The 17,799-nt window shown below is 73.3% G+C and carries 15 protein-coding genes; 8 read left to right on the forward strand and 7 right to left on the reverse strand.

Features of this window, described 5'->3' with window-relative positions; genetic code table 11:
- The first annotated feature begins 59 nt into the window (after positions 1-59).
- The 3 genes from MTR79_RS12580 (at position 60) to MTR79_RS12590 (ending at position 5,107) form a co-directional block, all read left to right on the forward strand.
- Complete coding sequence (locus tag MTR79_RS12580; protein WP_244790196.1) at positions 60-2,018, forward strand: Xaa-Pro dipeptidyl-peptidase; 1,959 nt, start codon at positions 60-62, stop codon at positions 2,016-2,018.
- On the forward strand, positions 2,015-3,304 hold the full coding sequence (locus tag MTR79_RS12585) for a M14 family metallocarboxypeptidase (protein ID WP_244790198.1): 1,290 nt from the start codon (positions 2,015-2,017) through the stop codon (positions 3,302-3,304). Before MTR79_RS12580 ends, MTR79_RS12585 begins: the two co-directional genes overlap by 4 nt.
- 81 nt (positions 3,305-3,385) lie before the next feature.
- The gene (locus MTR79_RS12590; RefSeq protein WP_048460189.1) at positions 3,386-5,107 is read left to right on the forward strand and encodes a BCCT family transporter; all 1,722 of its coding nucleotides are present in this window, start codon (positions 3,386-3,388) and stop codon (positions 5,105-5,107) included.
- Positions 5,108-5,162: 55 nt separating this feature from the next.
- Here MTR79_RS12590 and MTR79_RS12595 read toward each other — a convergent pair whose 3' ends face one another.
- Positions 5,163-6,116, reverse strand: coding sequence for an FAD-dependent oxidoreductase (locus MTR79_RS12595; RefSeq protein ID WP_244790200.1), 954 nt, complete (start codon positions 6,114-6,116; stop codon positions 5,163-5,165).
- 66 nt (positions 6,117-6,182) lie between these two features.
- Between MTR79_RS12595 and MTR79_RS12600 the strand changes: the two genes are divergently transcribed.
- Both MTR79_RS12600 and MTR79_RS12605 read left to right on the forward strand, forming a co-directional pair.
- Positions 6,183-7,205, forward strand: coding sequence for an oxidoreductase (locus MTR79_RS12600; RefSeq protein WP_189366445.1), 1,023 nt, complete (start codon positions 6,183-6,185; stop codon positions 7,203-7,205).
- Positions 7,206-7,255: 50 nt separating this feature from the next.
- A complete protein-coding gene (locus MTR79_RS12605) occupies positions 7,256-8,896 on the forward strand; it encodes an ABC-F family ATP-binding cassette domain-containing protein (RefSeq protein WP_244790201.1) in 1,641 nt (546 codons plus the stop codon).
- 46 nt (positions 8,897-8,942) lie between these two features.
- Here MTR79_RS12605 and MTR79_RS12610 read toward each other — a convergent pair whose 3' ends face one another.
- A complete protein-coding gene (locus tag MTR79_RS12610; RefSeq protein WP_244790202.1) occupies positions 8,943-11,339 on the reverse strand; it encodes a Tex family protein in 2,397 nt (798 codons plus the stop codon).
- A 105-nt stretch (positions 11,340-11,444) separates the two neighbouring features.
- Entirely contained in the window at positions 11,445-11,576 is a 132-nt protein-coding gene (locus MTR79_RS33575; protein ID WP_251100090.1) for an LPFR motif small protein, read from the reverse strand.
- A gap of 263 nt (positions 11,577-11,839) precedes the next feature.
- Here MTR79_RS33575 and MTR79_RS12615 point away from each other — a divergent pair, with 263 nt between their 5' ends.
- Positions 11,840-12,469, forward strand: a complete 630-nt coding sequence (locus MTR79_RS12615) for a DJ-1/PfpI family protein (protein ID WP_280518389.1) — start codon at positions 11,840-11,842, stop codon at positions 12,467-12,469.
- On the opposite strand, the gene MTR79_RS12620 is transcribed toward MTR79_RS12615, so the two are convergent.
- Entirely contained in the window at positions 12,456-13,214 is a 759-nt protein-coding gene (locus MTR79_RS12620; protein ID WP_244790203.1) for an enoyl-CoA hydratase-related protein, read from the reverse strand. The two genes, MTR79_RS12615 and MTR79_RS12620, sit on opposite strands and share 14 nt — an antisense overlap.
- 131 nt (positions 13,215-13,345) lie before the next feature.
- Here MTR79_RS12620 and MTR79_RS12625 point away from each other — a divergent pair, with 131 nt between their 5' ends.
- Together MTR79_RS12625 and MTR79_RS12630 are read left to right on the forward strand one after the other, a co-directional pair.
- Complete coding sequence (locus MTR79_RS12625; protein ID WP_244790204.1) at positions 13,346-13,927, forward strand: DUF308 domain-containing protein; 582 nt, start codon at positions 13,346-13,348, stop codon at positions 13,925-13,927.
- Between the two features lie 168 nt (positions 13,928-14,095).
- The gene (locus MTR79_RS12630; RefSeq protein ID WP_048460197.1) at positions 14,096-14,557 is read left to right on the forward strand and encodes an ATP-binding protein; all 462 of its coding nucleotides are present in this window, start codon (positions 14,096-14,098) and stop codon (positions 14,555-14,557) included.
- An 85-nt stretch (positions 14,558-14,642) separates the two neighbouring features.
- On the opposite strand, the gene idi is transcribed toward MTR79_RS12630, so the two are convergent.
- The 3 genes from idi to galE form a co-directional block, all read right to left on the reverse strand.
- Positions 14,643-15,236 carry an isopentenyl-diphosphate Delta-isomerase gene (gene idi / locus MTR79_RS12635; RefSeq protein ID WP_086702522.1) on the reverse strand — a complete coding sequence of 198 codons (594 nt, stop codon included), beginning with the start codon at positions 15,234-15,236 and terminating at the stop codon, positions 14,643-14,645.
- Positions 15,237-15,566: 330 nt separating this feature from the next.
- Complete coding sequence (locus MTR79_RS12640) at positions 15,567-16,505, reverse strand: cation diffusion facilitator family transporter (RefSeq protein ID WP_086702523.1); 939 nt, start codon at positions 16,503-16,505, stop codon at positions 15,567-15,569.
- Positions 16,506-16,639: 134 nt separating this feature from the next.
- Entirely contained in the window at positions 16,640-17,620 is a 981-nt protein-coding gene (gene galE / locus MTR79_RS12645) for a UDP-glucose 4-epimerase GalE (protein WP_244790206.1), read from the reverse strand.
- Between the last annotated feature and the right edge of the window lie 179 nt (positions 17,621-17,799).

A 17,799-nucleotide genomic window follows, 5' to 3' on the forward strand; every position in this document is an offset into this window, starting at 1 on the left:
CCCACACGCCGTCAAACGCCCTCTTCTGCACAGGAGTTCACCGGGGTACCGTCCGGCGCATGCCGATACGCACGCGCCCCACGACCTGGAGAACGCTCGCGACGGCGGCCACCGCCGCCCTGACGGCCACCCTGCTCACCCCCGCCGCGGCGGACGCCGCCGCTCCCCGGGAGAGCCGCCCCGTCCACTCCTACGCCGACGCGATCCGCGAGGCCGTCTGGGTGGACACCGGCCTCGACGAGGACCTCGACGGACGCACCGACCGGGTCGCCGTCGACATCGTCCGGCCCCGCGAGGCCGGACGCGCGGGACGCAAGGTCCCCGTCATCATGGACGCCAGCCCGTACTACTCCTGCTGCGGGCGGGGCAACGAGAGCCAGACCAAGACCTACGACGGACACGGCGACATCGTGCGGATGCCGCTGTTCTACGACAACTACTTCGTGCCGCGCGGTTACGCCGTCGTCGGCGTCGACCTCGCCGGCACCAGCCGCTCCGACGGCTGCGTCGACGTCGGCGGCCGCTCCGACATCCGGTCCGCCAAGGCCGTCGTCGACTGGCTGAACGGCCGCGCCACGGCGTACTCCAGCCGCACCGGCGGCGAGCGGGTCCGCGCCGACTGGACCGACGGCAGCACCGGCATGATCGGCAAGAGCTGGGACGGCACCATCGCCAACGGCGTCGCCGCCACCGGGGTCGAAGGGCTGAAGACCATCGTCCCCGTCGCCGCCATCTCCTCCTGGTACGACTACTACTTCGCCCAGGGCGCCCCGCTCTACGACTCCGGCCCCGACTGGCTCGCCCGCTACGTCCAGACGCCCGAGGCCCGCGAGCACTGCACGGAGGTCGCCCGCGAGCTCACCGACGGAGCCCCGCGCACCGGTGACCGCACCCCGCTGTGGACCGAACGCGACTACGTCCGCGCCGCGAAGAAGGTCCGCGCCAGCGTCTTCCTGGTGCACGGCATGCAGGACCTCAACGTCCGCATGCAGCACGTCGGCCCCTGGTGGGACGCCCTCGGGAAGAACGGCGTACGGCGCAAGATCTGGCTGTCGCAGACCGGCCACGTCGACCCCTTCGACTTCCGCCGCGCCGAGTGGGTGCGCACCCTGCACCGCTGGTTCGACCACGAACTCAAGGGCATCGACAACGGCATCGACCGCGAACCGGTCGCCGACATCGAGCGCGCGCCCGACGAGTGGGTCACCTCCACCGCCTGGCCCCCGCGCGGCACCCACGCCGTCACCCTGCGCCCCGCACACGGCGCCCGGGACGGCGTCGGCACGCTCGGCCTGCGTCCCGGCCGGGGCACCGCGTCCTTCACCGACGACCCCGCGCTGGACGAGACCGACTGGGCCACCCGGATCGACACCCCGACCCCGGAGAAGGCGGGTTTCGTCACCCGGCCGCTCACCCGCGACCTGCGCCTGGCCGGATCCTCCCGGGTGACCGTCACCGTCACGCCCAGCACCCCGACGGCCCACCTCTCCGCCGTCCTGGTCGACCTCGGCCCCGACACGATCCGCGACTACGCCGACGCCGGGGAAGGCATCGTCACCCTGTCCGAACGCACCTGCTGGGGAGCGAGCACCGAGGGCGACAGCTCCTGCTACCGGGAGACCCGCGCGAAAACCGCCGACGTCGGCCACACCGTCGTCAGCCGCGGCTGGGCCGACCTCGGCGAACACGCCGGCACCGGCCGGGGCGAACCCCTCGTCCCCGGCAAGCGCTACACCATCGGCCTCGACCTGGCCGCCGCCGACCACGTCGTCCCCCGCGGCCACCGGCTCGCGCTGATCGTCGCCGGCACCGACCGCGGCCTGATCGACCCGCCGGCCGACACCCCGACGCTCACCCTCGACCTGGCCCGCACCTCGGCCCGGGTCCCGTTCGCCGGCGGCGCCGCCGCGTTCGCCCGCGCCACCTCCGGACCGCCCGTCACGGCCCCGCACACCGCACCGGACGGCGTCCGTCCGCCCGCCGCCACCGCCCACCGAGTCCCGGGGGAGACCCGATGAGACGACGCGCCGCGCTCCTCACCGCAACCGCCCTCACTGGCCTCGCCGCCGCCCTCGTCACCGCCCCCGCCGCCGGGGCGCACGACACCGCCGCCCCGCCGCGCACCGGTTTCGAACTGAGCCACGGCGCCCGCTGGACCACCCAGCCCGAGGAACAGCGCCTCCTGGAGACCGTCGACCGCGCGAGCGGCCGCGTCCACCTCACCCGCATCGGCACCACCGCACAGCAGCGCCCGCTGCGGCTCGTCCGCATCGGCGAGGCACGGACCCGGCACAAGGTCCTCCTGGTGTGCAGTCAGCACGGCGACGAACCCTCCGGCCGGGAGGCGTGCCTCACCACCATCCGCGACCTGGCGTACGCCAAGGACCCAAGGACGAGGCGTTTCCTGGACCGCACCACGGTGCTCGTCGTCCCCACCGCCAACCCCGACGGGCGGGCCGCCGACACCCGGGGCAACAGCGACGGCGTCGACATCAACCGCGACCACGTCGCCCTGAAGACCGCCGAGGGCCGCGCGCTGGCCGCCGTGATCCGCGACGAGCGGCCCGACGTGATCTACGACCTGCACGAGTACGGCGCCACCCCTCCGTACTACGACAAGGACCTGTTCGACCTGTGGCCGCGCAACCTCAACACCGACCCCGCCGTCCACGGCACCGCCCGGTCGCTGTCCCAGGACCACGTCCGGCCCGCCGCCGGCGCCGCCGGGTACTCCACCGGCACCTACGGCATCTGGACCGACCCCGTCACCGGCGACCCGATCCGGCAGACCGCCGGTGACGGCCAGGAACGCATCCTGCGCAACCTGTCCGGCGTCAAGCACGCCGTCGGCCTGCTCATCGAGAGCCGCGTCGACCCGCTCACCGACGAGGAGAAGGCCGACGAGGCGCTCAACAACCGGCGCAGGGTCGACTCGCATCTCGCCGCCCTGAACGGCCTGATCCGTTTCTCCTCGGAACAGCGCGGGACGGTCGAGGCGGTCACCGCCCGGGCCCGCGCCGCCGGCCACACCGACCGCGGCCCGGTGTACCTCGGCGGCGCCGACAACGAGACGCCCCACCCTGGCCAGGTGCTCGCCGACCCGCCCTGCGGCTACCGCCTCACCGCAGGTCAGTACGCGGACGTGGGCGACGAGCTGGCCCTGCACGGCGTACGCGTGCAGAAGCGCGGCGACGGTGTCCTCGTACCGCTGCGGCAGTCGCTGCGGGCGCTCGTCCCGCTGCTCCTGGACGGCCGGGCGGCGTACCACCTCACCGAAGGCGAGGCGATCACATCCTGTCGATGAGGTGAATTTTGCGCCATCGGTGGTAAGGGCCTATCGGGAGGAGGGCTCTCCGCCCGAAGGCTCGGACGAAAGGTTCCGCCTGTGACGCAGGACCACCAAAGCGACAAGGACAACACGGCAGGCCCGCTGCCCGGCTCCGAAGCGGGCCTGCCCGGCCGGGACAGGCCGCGCACCGACTGGGTGGTGTTCGGCGTCACCGCGGTGCTCACCCTGGCCTTCGTCCTGTGGGGAGCCGTCTGGACGGACTCGCTGGAAGACGTCTCCGCCGACCTGCTGAGCGGGCTGATGCACAACGGCGGCTGGGGTTTCGTCCTGGCCGCCTCCGGCTTCGTCGTCTTCGCCCTGTGGCTGGCCGCCAGCCGCTACGGCCGCATCACGCTCGGCGCCGAGGGCGAGGAGCCGGAGTTCCGGACCGTGTCCTGGATCGCCATGATGTTCAGCGCCGGCATGGGCATCGGCCTGATGTTCTGGGGCGTGAGCGAACCGCTCGCGCACTTCGACACCCCGCCGCCCGGCACCGGCCCGGAGGACTCGGGCGACCGGATGGCGACGGCCATGGCCACCACGCTGTTCCACTGGACGCTCCATCCGTGGGCCATCTACGCCGTGGTCGGCCTCGCCATCGCCTACAGCACCTTCCGGCGCCGCCGCCGGCAGACCGTCAGCGCCGTGTTCACCCCGCTCATAGGCGAGAAGAACGCCAACGGCGCCGGCGGCCGGGTCATCGACGTGCTCGCCATCATCGCGACCGTCTTCGGCTCGGCGGCCTCCCTCGGCCTCGGCGCGCTGCAGATCGGCTCCGGTGTGGAGAAGCTCAACTGGCTGGAGAAGGTCGGCACCGGCCTGCTGGTCTCCATCATCGCCGTGCTGACCGTGGCGTTCGTGGCGTCCGCGGTGTCCGGCGTGGAGAAGGGCATCCAGTGGCTGTCCAACACCAACATGGTGCTGGCGCTGCTCCTCGCCGTGTTCGTGTTCGTCGCGGGCCCCACCGTCCTCGTCCTGGACCTGCTGCCGACCTCCGTCTTCACCTACCTCGGCGACCTGCCGGAGATGGCCGGCCGCACCGAGATCAGCGGCGGCGAGGGCGTCCCCGACTGGCTGGGCAGCTGGACCGTCTTCTACTGGGCGTGGTGGATCTCCTGGACGCCGTTCGTCGGCATGTTCATCGCCCGCATCAGCCGCGGCCGGACCATCCGTCAGTTCATCGGCGGCGTCATCCTCGTGCCCAGCGCGGTCAGCCTGGTCTGGTTCGCCATCTTCGGCGGCTCGGCCATGCGCCTCCAGGAGCAGAACCGGCTCGGCGACGAGACCACCCCCGAGGGCCGGCTGTTCGCCGTGCTCCAGGAGTTCCCCATCGCCACCGCCACCAGCCTGCTGGTGATGGTCCTCGTGGGCATCTTCTTCGTCTCGGGCGCCGACGCGGCCTCCGTCGTGATGGGCACCCTCTCGCAGAAGGGCTCGCTCGAGCCCAGCCGCTGGGCCGTGGTGTTCTGGGGCGTGGTGACCGGTGCGGTGGCGGCCATCATGCTGATGGTCGGCAGTGGCCAGGGCGACGCCCTCACCGGTCTGCAGAACCTCACCATCCTCGCCGCGGCGCCGTTCGTCGTCGTCATGATCTTCATGTGCGTGGCACTCATGCGCGACCTGCGCCACGACCCGCTCGTCGTCCGCGACAAGATGGGCAGCGAGGCGGTCGAACTCGCGGTCATCGAGGGCCACAAGAAGTACGACGGCGAGTTCGAGCTGCGCGTCGGACCCGGCCGCGGACCCGACGTCGAGGGCGACCCCATCGGCAAGCACTGACCCCGCTCGGGGCACGCCGAGACGCGGGGCGGGCGCCGGACGCCCGCCCCGCGCGTCACGCCGCGGCCAGCCCCGCCGCCCGACGCGCACACCCCCAGGCCACGGTGACGCCCGCGCCGCCGTGGCCGTAGTTGTGCACCAGCACCCGCCCGTCGGGCAGCCGGGTGCGCTCGAGACGGACCGCGTCCCGCGCGGGCCGCAGCCCCACCCGGTGTTCCAGCACACGGGCGCCGGCGATCTCCGGGCGCAGCGCCGCGCACCGCCGCACGATCGCCTCGGCCGCCGCCGGGTCCGGCCGGTCGGACCACACGTCCTCCTCGGCCGTCCCGCCCAGCAGCAGCCGCCCCGGCTGCGGGAAGAAGTACGCCATCGCCCCGTCCGCGCCCTCGGTGACCATCCAGGTGCGGATCCCCGGGTTCTCCACGACCACCAGCTGGCCCCGCACCGGCCGCACCGACGGGTCGGGCACCAGCTCCCGCGCCGCCAGCCCCGTGCAGTTGACCACCACCGGCGCGTCGGCCTCCGCGAGATCCGCCACCGCCCGCGTCTCCACCGTGCCGCCCGCCGCCGTCAACCGGTCCCGCAGATACGGCAGATGGGCCGGCATGTCGATCAGCGGCAGCCGCGCCCACAGCCCCCACCCGCCCGGGTACTCGGTCTCCGTCACCGGACGCAGCCCCGGCAGCCGCGCGGCGGCCCACCCGCCGACCTCGTCCATCGGCGTCTCGCCCAGTACTCCCTCGACCATCCGTACGCCCGTGGCCTCCGGCCGCAGCGCCATCTCCTCGTACACGCCGAGGGATTCCAGCGCCCACGCCCGTGCGGCCTCGGGCGGATCGATGCGGTACGGCCACCACAGGGCGCCCGCGACCGCCGAGGTGGTCGCCCCGACCGGGTCCCGCGTCCACAGCCGCACCCGTACGCCCCGCTCGGCGAGGACCACCGCCGTGGTCAGCCCGGTCACCCCGCCGCCGACCACCACGACACCGTTGTCCGATTCGCTTCCCATCCGGCGGACGGTAGCGGATGTCCGCGCGTGTGCTCGGGTCCGGCCCCGGGTGGGAATACTCACGGCATGTCTGCCGAGTACGCGACCTTCGGCCTGGCGCCGGCGACCCGCCCCGGAGGGCCCCTCGCCGGCGGTGACTTCCAAGTGCACCGTGACTTCGTCGACTTCGTCGTCGACGGACGCCCGCTGCTGCACCGGCTGTCCGACCTGGACGCCGTCTCCCCGCTCGCCTCCGACGTGCCGCCGTCCCTCTTCACCGCCCAGGTCCGCGGCCTGCTGCTGGAGACCGGCGCGCCCCTGCCCGACGGCCGGTACGTCGTCTACGGCTGCCCCGAGTGCGAGGACCTCGCCTGCGGCGCCGTGACCGCCGTCATCGAGCGGGACGGGGACGACGTCGTCTGGCGGGACTTCGCCTGGCAGACCGGCGACCGGGCCGACCCGCTACGCGACGGCTACCACGGTATGGGCCCGTTCCGTTTCCGGGGCGACGAGTACCGCGCGGCCCTGACCGCCCTCCTGGACGGCGACCTCCCCGGCAGCCGCCGCCGCGTCCTGCTCATCGGCGCGCGTGTGGCCCTGCTCGCCCGGCCGGCCGCCGCCCTGCGTGCCATCGGCATCGGCGCCGACATCACCCAGAGTGCCGACGGCGTCCCCGCCGACGAACTGTGCTCCTACGGCGCGGTGTTGTTCGGCCGCTCGGTCCCCGCACGCGAGCGGGACGCCGTGCGCCGGGCACTGGCCGGCGCCGGGGCGGAGGTGCCCTGCGTCGACGCGCTCGCGCCTGTCGTCCCGCTGCTGGTAGCGCAGGCCGAACAGGCCCTGGAGGCGGGCCGGGACGACCACCGGCGGCTCATGGACCTGACCGTGGCCGACGGCGCCGCCGAGTTCGAGGTGGTCTCCTCCTGCCGCGTCCGCCTCACCGCGCACCGTGTCGACCGACTCTCCCGCGCCCGCAGCCGGGACCTCTTCGACGCGGTCCTCGAACCCGGCCGGCACCGCGTCCCGCTGGACCCGCCGGCGGTGAAGGGCGAGGCGTACCTGGTGGCCCGTACCGCCGGAACGGTGCTGGTCACCGCCGTCCGCCCCTGACCGGCCCGGAGCCCTCGCCCCACGGCCGAGGCTCTAGGATCGGCGGTCTGATGACTGCCACCCTCGTCGCCAAGAACCTCGCCGCCGGACACGGCGACCGCTCCCTGTTCGCCGGGCTCGACCTCGTCGTCGCGCCCGGTGACGTGATCGGCCTGGTCGGGGCCAACGGCGCCGGCAAGTCCACGCTGCTGCGCCTGCTCGCCGGGCTCGCCGCGCCCGAGGAGGGAGAGCTGCGCCTCTCCCCGCCCACCGCAACCGTCGGCCACCTCCCGCAGGAGCCGGAGCGCAGGACCGGCGAGAGCGTACGCGCCTTCCTGGCCCGCCGCACCGGCGTCGCCGAGGCGCAGCACGCCATGGACGAGGCGACCCAGGGCCTGGTCGACGGCGCCCCCGGCGCGGACGACGCCTACGCCTCCGCCCTCGAACGCTGGCTCGCGCTGGGCGGCGCCGACCTCGACGAGCGCGCCGAGGAGGTCGCCGCCACGCTCGGCCTGGACGTCGGCCTCGACCAGCGGATGACCGCCCTCTCCGGCGGGCAGGCGGCCCGCGCCGGACTCGCCTCGCTCCTGCTGTCCCGCTACGACGTCTTCCTGCTCGACGAGCCGACCAACGACCTCGACCTGGACGGGCTCGAACGCCTGGAACGGTTCGTGGGCGGGCTGCGCTCCGGCACGGTCGTCGTCAGCCACGACCGCGAGTTCCTCTCCCGCACGGTGACCAAGGTTCTCGAACTCGACCTGGCCCAGCGCCAGATCAACCTCTACGGCGGCGGCTACGACGCCTACCTGGAGGAGCGAGAGGTGGCCCGCCGGCACGCCCGCGACGAGTACGAGGAGTACGCCGACAAGCGCGCCGCCCTCCAGGACCGGGCGCAGACGCAGCGCGCCTGGATGGACAAGGGGGTGAAGAACGCGCGCCGCAAGGCGGGGAACGACAACGACAAGATCGGCCGCAAGTTCCGCAGCGAGGCCAGTGAGAAGCAGGCCGCCAAGGCCCGGCAGACGCAGCGCATGATCGAGCGCCTGGAGGTCGTCGAGGAGCCGCGCAAGGAGTGGGAGCTGCGCATGGAGATCGCGGCGGCCCCGCGCTCCGGCGCCGTGGTCGCGAGCCTGCGGGACGCCGTCGTTCGCCGGGACGGCTTCACCCTCGGCCCGGTGACCCTCCAGATCGACTGGGCCGACCGGGTCGCGGTGACCGGCGCGAACGGCGCCGGCAAGTCCACCCTGCTCGGCGCCCTGCTGGGCCGCGTGCCGCTCGGCGAGGGCCACGCCGCCCTGGGCTCGGGCGTGCTGCTGGGGGAGGTCGACCAGGCCCGCGCGCTGTTCCACGGCCCGGAGACCCTGCTGGACGCCTTCCGTCCCTCGGTGCCGGAGCTTGAGCCGGCGGACATCCGCACGCTGCTCGCCAAGTTCGGTCTGAAGGCGGAGCACGTGCTGCGCCCCGCGGCGACCCTGTCACCGGGGGAGCGCACCCGTGCCGCCCTCGCCCTGCTCCAGGGGCGGGGCGTCAATCTCCTCGTCCTGGACGAGCCGACCAACCACCTCGACCTGCCCGCCATCGAGCAGCTGGAGTCCGCCCTCGACGCCTACGAGGGCACGCTGCTGCTGGTCACGCACGACCGCCGCATGCTGGACGCGGTCCATGTGACCCGTCGTCTGCACCTCACCGACGGCGCCGCGACCGAACTCTGAGCCGGTCCCGGGCCCCGCACGGGGACCCGGGACCGCGCTCCACCGCTCAGCGGCGGCCGCTCTTCGGGTCCAGCAGACCCGCGCGGCGCAGGGCGTCCGCCATCGCGCTGTTGGCCGGGGCGGGCGCCTGACGCGCACGGTTGCCACCGCCATCGCCACCGCCACCGCCGCGGCCGTCCTGGCGCTGCCGGCCGCCCTGGCGCTGCTGCGGGGGCCGCCCGCCGCGCTGCCTGCGCTCGCCGCCCTCCTGCCCGCTCCGCGGGGCCGCCTCGTCGTCCAGACGCAGCGTCAGCGAGATCCGCTTGCGCGGGATGTCGACGTCCAGCACCTTCACCTTGACGATGTCGCCCGGCTTCACCACGTCCCGCGGGTCCTTGACGAACGCCTTCGACATCGCGGACACGTGCACCAGGCCGTCCTGGTGGACGCCGACGTCGACGAACGCGCCGAACGCGGCCACGTTCGTCACCACGCCCTCCAGGATCATCCCGGAGGACAGGTCGGAGATCTTCTCCACGCCCTCCTTGAAGGCGGCGGTCTTGAACGCCGGACGCGGGTCGCGGCCCGGCTTCTCCAGCTCCTTGAGGATGTCGGACACGGTCGGCAGACCGAAGGTGTCGTCCACGAAGTCCTGCGGGCGCAGTGAGCGCAGCACCGCCGTGTTGCCGACGAGCGAGGCCACCTCCTGCCCGGTGGTCTTCACCATCCGCCGGACCACCGGGTACGCCTCGGGGTGCACGCTGGAGGCGTCCAGCGGGTCGCCGCCGCGGATCCGCAGGAAGCCCGCGCACTGCTCGTACGCCTTCGGGCCGAGGCGGGCCACCTTCTTCAGCTCGGAGCGGGACGTGAACGGGCCGTTGGAGTCGCGGTGCGCCACGATGTTCTCCGCGAGACCGGAGGAGATGCCGGACACCCGGGCGAGCAGCGGGGCGGACGCGGTGTTGACGTCCACGCCGACGCCGTTCACACAGTCCTCGACGACCGCGTCCAGCGAACGCGACAGCTTCACCTCGGACAGGTCGTGCTGGTACTGGCCGACGCCGATCGACTTCGGGTCGATCTTCACCAGCTCCGCCAGCGGGTCCTGGAGGCGGCGGGCGATGGACACCGCACCGCGCAGCGACACGTCCATGTCGGGCAGCTCCTGCGAGGCGAACGCGGACGCCGAGTACACGGAGGCGCCCGCCTCGGACACCATCACCTTCGTCAGCTTCAGCTCGGGGTGCTTGGCGATGAGCTCACCGGCGAGCTTGTCGGTCTCGCGGGACGCCGTGCCGTTGCCGATGGCGATCAGCTCGACCGCGTGCTCCTTCGCCAGCCGTGCCAGCTTGGCGATCGCCTCGCCCCAGCGGTTCGCCGGGACATGCGGGTGGATGACGTCCGTGGCGACGACCTTGCCGGTCGCGTCGACCACCGCGACCTTCACACCGGTGCGGAATCCGGGGTCGAGGCCGAGCGTCGCGCGCGTCCCGGCCGGGGCGGCGAGCAGCAGGTCGCGCAGGTTGGCGGCGAAGACCCGCACCGCCTCGTCCTCGGCGGCCGTGCGCAGCCGCAGGCGGAGGTCGATGCCCAGGTGCACCAGGACGCGTGTGCGCCAGGCCCAGCGGACCGTGTCCAGCAGCCACTTGTCGCCCGGGCGGCCCCGGTCGGCGATCCCGAACCGCTGGGCGACGATGCCCTCGTACGACGACGGGCCGTCGGTGGGCTCCTCCGGCTCCAGAACGAGGTCGAGGACCTCCTCCTTCTCGCCGCGCAGCATCGCCAGCACCCGGTGCGAGGGCAGCTCGGTGAACGGCTCGGAGAAGTCGAAGTAGTCGGCGAACTTGGCGCCCGCCTCCTCCTTGCCCTCCCGCACCTTCGCCGCCAGCCGACCGCGTACCCACATGCGCTCGCGCAGCTCGCCGATCAGGTCGGCGTCCTCGGAGAAGCGCTCGGTGAGGATGGCGCGCGCGCCGTCCAGCGCGGCCTGCGGATCGGCGACGCCCTTCTCGGCGTCCACGAACGCGGCGGCCGCGGCGAGGGGCTCGACACCGGGATCGGTGAGCAGCCCTTCCGCCAACGGCTCAAGGCCCGCCTCGCGGGCGATCTGCGCCTTGGTGCGCCGCTTGGGCTTGAACGGCAGGTAGATGTCCTCCAGGCGCGCCTTGGTCTCCGCGCCCCGGATGCGGGCCTCGAGCTCCTCGGTGAGCTTGCCCTGCTCACGCACCGAGTCGAGAATCGCCGAGCGGCGCTCCTCCAGCTCCCGCAGATAGCGCAGCCGCTCCTCGAGCGTGCGCAGCTGCGCATCGTCGAGCATCTCGGTCGCTTCCTTGCGGTAGCGGGCGATGAAGGGCACCGTCGAACCGCCGTCGAGCAGTTCCACGGCGGCCCTGACCTGCCGCTCCCGTACGCCGAGTTCCTCGGCGATCCTGCCTTCGATGGACCCTGCGAGGGGTGTCGTCACGTTCCCGTACCGCCTTCTCCACTGAGGTTGCGCGGCAATTGTGGCAGGTGACGACGACAATCGGGGATCAGGGCGGCGACGCGCCCCGAGACCCCCCGGGCGGACTCAGGCGCGACGCCCGCGCGCGGTGGAGGACGCGCCTCCGAACAGCCGGGCGAGCGCCCGGAACGGCAGGGTCACGACGGTGGCGACGGCGCCGCCGATCTGGCGCAGTACGTCTGCGATGGCACGGAACACGTATCTCCCCTTTCGTCGTCCGGCCCCTCCGGCCGGACACCCTGCGGGTACCTCGTCCACGCTTCAACATGCCCCCTGCGGTCCTCCGGTCCCGCGCGGGGGCATGGCGGGTGGTGAAGTGCCGCGCCTTCGTCCGGACCCTCGGCGTCTCACCGGCGGAGTACCGCCGCCGCTTCCACCCGGCTCCCGCGCTCGCCCGGGACTGAACGCCCTTTCCCGACCACCCGCACCGGTCACCCGTACCAGAAAGGCCTCCGACGCAGATCGCCGTCGTTCTCCTCGACCGCTTCACCGCACTCGACGCCGTGGGCCCTCACGAGATGCTCGTCCGCCTTCCCGGCGCCGAGACCGTCCTGGTCGCCGAGCGGCCCGGCCCGGTCCGCAACGACGCCGGATCCCTCGCGCTCGCCGCCCACCGCTCCCTGGCCCACGTACCGCGCCCCGACGTCGTCGTGGTCCCCGGCGGGCCCGGCCAGTCCGCGCAGATGGACAACGAGGCGCTGCTCGACCGGCTGCGCGCCGCCGACGCCTCCAGCACCTGGACCGCGTCCGTGTGCACGGGCTCGCTGCTGCTCGCGGCGGCCGGACTGCTCCGTTTACGCCGGGCCGCCTCCCACTGGCTCGCGCTCGGCCACCTCGAGCGGTACGGCGCCGAGGCAACCGGGGAACGGGTGGTCACCGACGGCAAGTACGTCACTGCGGCCGGCGTCTCCTCCGGCACCGACACGGGGCTCACCCTGCTCGGCCGTCCCGCCGGCGACGAGCACGCGCAGGCCGTCCAGCCGCTCACCGAGTACGACCCGCGCCCGCCCTACGACGCGGGCTCGCCGCGCGAGGCCCCCGCGCACCTCGTCGAGGAGTTCCGGAAGAAGAGCCGGTTCATCCTGACGTGACCGCGTTCCAGGTGAACCGCGGCGCCCTGCGCTCCAGGAACGCCGCCACCCCCTCCGCGGTGTCCTCGCTCGCGGCGGCCGCCTTGTGCCAGTGGTCGTCGCGGTCGGTGCGGCCGTCGGCGAACTCCTTCGCCGCCGCCTGCGTCAGCAGCGACCGGGACGCCAGGACCCGGGTGAACTCCGCGACCCGCGCGTCCAGTCCGCCCGCCGGCAGCACCTCGTCCACCAGTCCCGCGCGCAGCGCCCGCTCCGTGCCGATCAGCTCGCCCGAGAAGAGGAGGTACTTCGCGGTCGCCGGGCCCACCAGCGACACCAGCCGCCGGGTCGCCGAGGACGGGTAGACGATGCCGAGCCTCGCCGGAGTCACCCCGAAGAGCGCGCCCTCCTCGGCGAACCGCAGGTCGCAGGCGGCCGCGAGCTGCGCCCCGCCGCCGACGCAGTGCCCGCGCACGGCGGCCAGGGTCGGCTTGGGAAAGGCCGCAAGGGCCTCCTCGGCGGCGACGGCCAGCCGCTGCGCCTCGAGCGGCGACCCCTGCAGCGTGGAGATGTCCGCCCCGGCGCAGAAGGTGTTGCCGTCGCCGGTGAGCACCAGCGCCCGCACGGCCGGATCCTCCGCCAGCGCGCCGAGCAGCGGGGGCAGGGACGCCCACATCGCGGCCGTCATCGCGTTGCGCTTCGCGGGATGACGGACGACGACCTTGGCGACCGAGGCGGTCACGCTGTGCAGCAGCTTCGGCTCCTCCATGCGCCGGATGCTATCCGCCGCGGTCACCGCCCCGGACGGCGGGCCGGGGCCCGGCGTTACGACGGCCGAGGGCGGGGGACACGAGGGAGCGGAAGCGTAGGGAACCGGGGGACCAGACCCAGGAGGCAGCCATGACCAGGTCCACCGGAGCGGCGGGCCCGCGGGGCGACACGGCGAAACTGAAGCGCGGCTTCGGCATCCTCGCCGTGCTCGGGGTGATCCTCGTCGTCGCCGGGCTGATCGGCCTGATCTACACGGCCGCCGCCACGCTCACCACGATGCTGCTCTTCGGCTGGCTGCTGCTGGTCGGCGGCCTCGTCGGGCTGCTGCACGCGGTGCAGGCGCGGCACACGAACTTCTTCTGGCTGGGCGTGGTCGTCGCCGCTCTGAACATCGCGGCCGGAGTGGTGATCATCAAGACGCCGGAGGCCGCGGCCGAGGCGCTGACCATGTTCGCGGCGCTGCTGTTCCTGACCGGCGGCGTGTTCCGGCTGGTCGGCAGCCTGGTGGTGCGCGGCCCGCAGTTCGGCTGGACGCTGGTGCAGGGCGCCTTCGGCCTGCTCCTCGGCGTCCTGGTCCTGGCCACCTGGCCGAGCAGCAGCAAGTACGTCATCGGCACGTTCTTCTCGCTGTCCCTGCTGTTCGACGGGCTGGGACTGATCGCCACCGGCTACGGCGGCCGGCGCATCGTGGGCATGGTCGCCGGCAAGTAGCGGGCGCCGGAACAGCCGGGAACAGGGAGAGCAACCGGAACGGCACAGACCGGACCCGAACGGTCCCGCGCTCGACCGAGTCGGGCGTGAACGGTCGGAAGCGCTCGATATCTGCTGACTTGTGTTCAGCGTGGAAGGGCGGAGGCGATCGGTCCCAACACTCGACGTGTGGTGACAATCGAGCGTGAGGGTGGCGATCCGCTGCCGTACGAAGGTGTCTGGCGGTTCACCGCCCCTGCCGTGGACGCCTCGGTGCCACAGGCCCGGCACGCCGTGCGGGACCTGCTGCTGCGGCAGGGGGTGCCGGTCGCGGACGACGTGGTGCAGGGGCTGCTGCTGATCGTCTCCGAACTGGTCACCAACGCGGTCAAACACGCGGCGCTGCTGTCCCCGATGCTCGCCGTCGAGGTCGCGGTGGGCGCCGAGTGGGTCCGGGTGTCCGTGGAGGACAACCATCCGTACCGCCCCACCGCCCTGGAGAACGACTACGGCCGCACCGGCGGCCGGGGACTGCTGCTGGTGCGCGAGATCACGCGCGAGGCAGGCGGGGCCTGCGAGGTGGAGCACACCTCCACCGGCGGCAAGGTGATCTGGGCCGCCCTGCCGCTCAAGCCCGCGCAGACCTACTGACCGCGGAGTACCGCGCCCGCGCCCCGCCGGACGGGACGCACCCCCCGCCCCTCCACAGGACGGGACGCGCCGTACGGCGTCGCCGTCACCACCCGGCCGACGGGCCCGTCAGCTCCCGCACGGCGGGCCGCGCCGCGTCCAGCACGGTCATGAACCACGCCGAGAAGGTGTCCTTCGCGTGCCGCTCCGCCAGGTCCTCGGGCGTCACGAACGCCGTGGCGGCGACCTCGTTCCCGTCGGGCCGCACCGTCGACTGCACCATGCCGACGAAGAGGTGGTTGTACTCCTGCTCCACCAGGCCCGAGACAGGGTCCGGGTGGTTGTAGCGGACCGTGCCCGCCTCCGCCATCAGCGACGGAGACACCCCCAGCTCCTCGTACGTCCGCCGGGCCGCCGCCGCGAACGGCGCCTCGCCCGGGTACGGGTGGCCGCAGCAGGTGTTCGACCACACGCCGGGGGAGTGGTACTTGCCGAGCGCCCGCTGCTGGAGCAGCAGCCGGCCGCGCTCGTCGAAGAGGAACACGGAGAAGGCCCGGTGCAGCTGTCCGGGCGGCTGATGGGCGGAGAGCTTCTCCGCGGTGCCGACCGTCACGCCTTCCTCGTCGACCAGTTCCAGCAAAATCGGCTCGGCGGTGCCGCTCGACGGGCTGTTCGTCGCGGTGGCAGGTGTGATCGGCATACCCATCCTTCACTCGGTGTTCGCGCCCCAGTCTGCCGCACGAATCCGGCACTCCCGGCACTCCGGTCCTCTCCCGCATGTCCCGCCCCCGGCGCGACGGGCGGCGACGGCGGCAGCCGGACGGCCCCGGATACGCGTCGATCGTGCCCGTGTGAGGCGTCGGAAATGCGCGTGTACGGCACCTGTCGGCGCCCGTCGGCAGGAGGAGACCCCGTCACCGGGGCGGAAGGCTGCGTTCCCCGGCGCGTCGGCGCACCCGGGGGCGTGCGCGGCCCCGCGCGCGACACCTGGGTGCCGCGTGACACCGATGGACGGGGAGTCCCAGGCGCCTCAGTGGCACAGGCGCGCCTCGTGCTGCGCGTGCCCGCTGGGCTCCAGCTGGAAGGTGCAGTGCTGCACGTCGAAGTGGTCGCCCAGGCAGTCCTGCAGCTCGTGCAGCATCTTCTCGTGCCCGATCGCGTTCAGCGTGTCCGCGCTGACCACCACGTGCGCGGAGAGCACCGGCATCCCCGAGGTGATCGTCCAGGCGTGCAGGTCGTGCACGTCCTCCACCCCCGGCGTGTTCAGGATGTGCGCCCGCACCTCCGTCATGTCCACGCCCTTGGGCGCCGCCTCCAGCAGCACGTCGAGCGTCTCGCGCAGCAGCCTCAGCGTGCGCGGCACGATCATCAGCGCGATGACCAGGGAGGCGATCGGGTCGGCGGCCGTCCAGCCGGTGGTGACGATCACCAGCGCGGCCACGATCACCGTGACCGAGCCGAGCGCGTCCGCAGCCACCTCCAGGAAGGCGCCGCGGACGTTGAGGCTCTCCTTCTGCCCCCGCATCAGCAGCGACAGCGACACCAGGTTGGCGGCCAGGCCGACGGCGCCGAACACCATCGCCAGGCCGCCCTCGGTGGCCGCGGGTGTGATGAACCGCTGGACCGCCTCGTACAGAACGTAGCCGCCGACGCCGAGCAGCAGCAGGCAGTTGGCCAGCGCCGCGAGGATCTCCGCGCGGGCCAGCCCGAAGGTGCGCCGCTCGCTCGGCGGCCGGCCCGCGAAGTGGATGGCTAGCAGCGCCATCCCCAGCCCCAGGGCGTCGGTCGCCATGTGGGCGGCGTCGGCGACCAGGGCGAGCGAGTCGGCCAGCATGCCGCCGACGATCTGCACGACCATGACGAAGACCGTGATCCCCAGCGCGATCCGCAGCCTCCCCCGGTAGGCCGCGCTGACCGTGCCGCCCGACGGCGCCCCGTGCGCGTGCCCGTGATCGTGGCCTGCCCCCATGCCCGCCGCCGCCCTTCCGTCGCGCCCCAGCCGCTGCCCTTCCGCAGCACAGTGAACTACGGGGCAGGGGTATCAGGCAACGCGGCACTGAACACCGTTGTCATGTGCCCTGACCTGCGGAAACGATCCGCAGGTCAGGCGCGCGGGGCGCCCTGGAGGAGCTGCCAGCCCTGCCAGGCCGACTCGACCATCTCGCGCACCGAACGGCGCGCCGTCCAGCCCAGACGCTCGCTCGCGAGGGCGGCCGAGGCCACCGCACGGGGCGGGTCGCCGGGGCGCCGCGCCTCGACCACAGGGGTGCGGGTGTCGCCGGTGACCTCTCCGACGACCGTGATCAGCTCGCGGACGGAGACGCCCTCGCCGCGTCCGACGTTCAGCGTCAGATCGCCGTCGAAGCCGCCCTCGACCAGTGCGCGCACCGCCGCGAGGTGCGCCTCCGCGAGGTCGGCCACGTGGATGTAGTCCCGGATGCAGGTGCCGTCCGGAGTGGGGTAGTCGTCGCCGAAGATGCGCGGGGCCTCGCCGCGGGTGAGCCGGTCGAAGACCATCGGCACGATGTTGAAGACGCCGGTGTCGGCCAGCTCGGGGACCGCCGCGCCCGCGACGTTGAAGTAGCGCAGGCACACCGTGTCGATGCCGTGCGCCCGGCCCGCCGCCCGCACCAGCCACTCCCCGGCGAGCTTGGTCTCGCCGTAGGGGTTCACGGGGGCGCAGGGCGTGTCCTCCGTGATGAGGTCCACGTGCGGGTCGCCGTAGACGGCCGCGGACGAGGAGAAGACGAAGCGCCGCACGCCCGCCTCCGCGACGGCGTCCAGCAGGGTCGCCAGACCGCCCAGGTTCTCCCGGTAGTAGCGGGTGGGCAGGGCCACCGACTCTCCGGGCTGCTTGCGCGCGGCGAGGTGCAGCACCCCGGTCACGCCGTGCTCGGCGAGCGCCTTGGTCAGCAGGTCGCCGTCCAGCGCCGAGCCCCGGACCAGCGGGACGCCCTCGGGCAGCCGCGCCGGGACCCCGGCGGAGAGGTCGTCCAGCACGACGACCCGCTCCCCGGCGTCCGTCATGGCCCGCACCACATGGGCCCCGATGTATCCGGCTCCGCCGGTGATCAGCCACGTCATGGTGGTCCACCCTAAGGTGAGCCACCGGCGCGGTTTGTGAGCCGGGGCCGGTATCCCCGATGATGAGCGCGGCACAGGAGCGGGCGAACCGCGTGGGTCCGGCCGTCGAACGGGCGGTGAACGCGGGCTTCCGCGTATCCGATAGCCTCTGCCGACATGCCGCCCGCAGGGCCTTCGTA

The sequence above is a fragment of the Streptomyces sp. BJ20 genome, assembly GCF_022869105.1.
Taxonomy (GTDB): Bacteria; Actinomycetota; Actinomycetes; order Streptomycetales; family Streptomycetaceae; genus Streptomyces; species Streptomyces griseoincarnatus.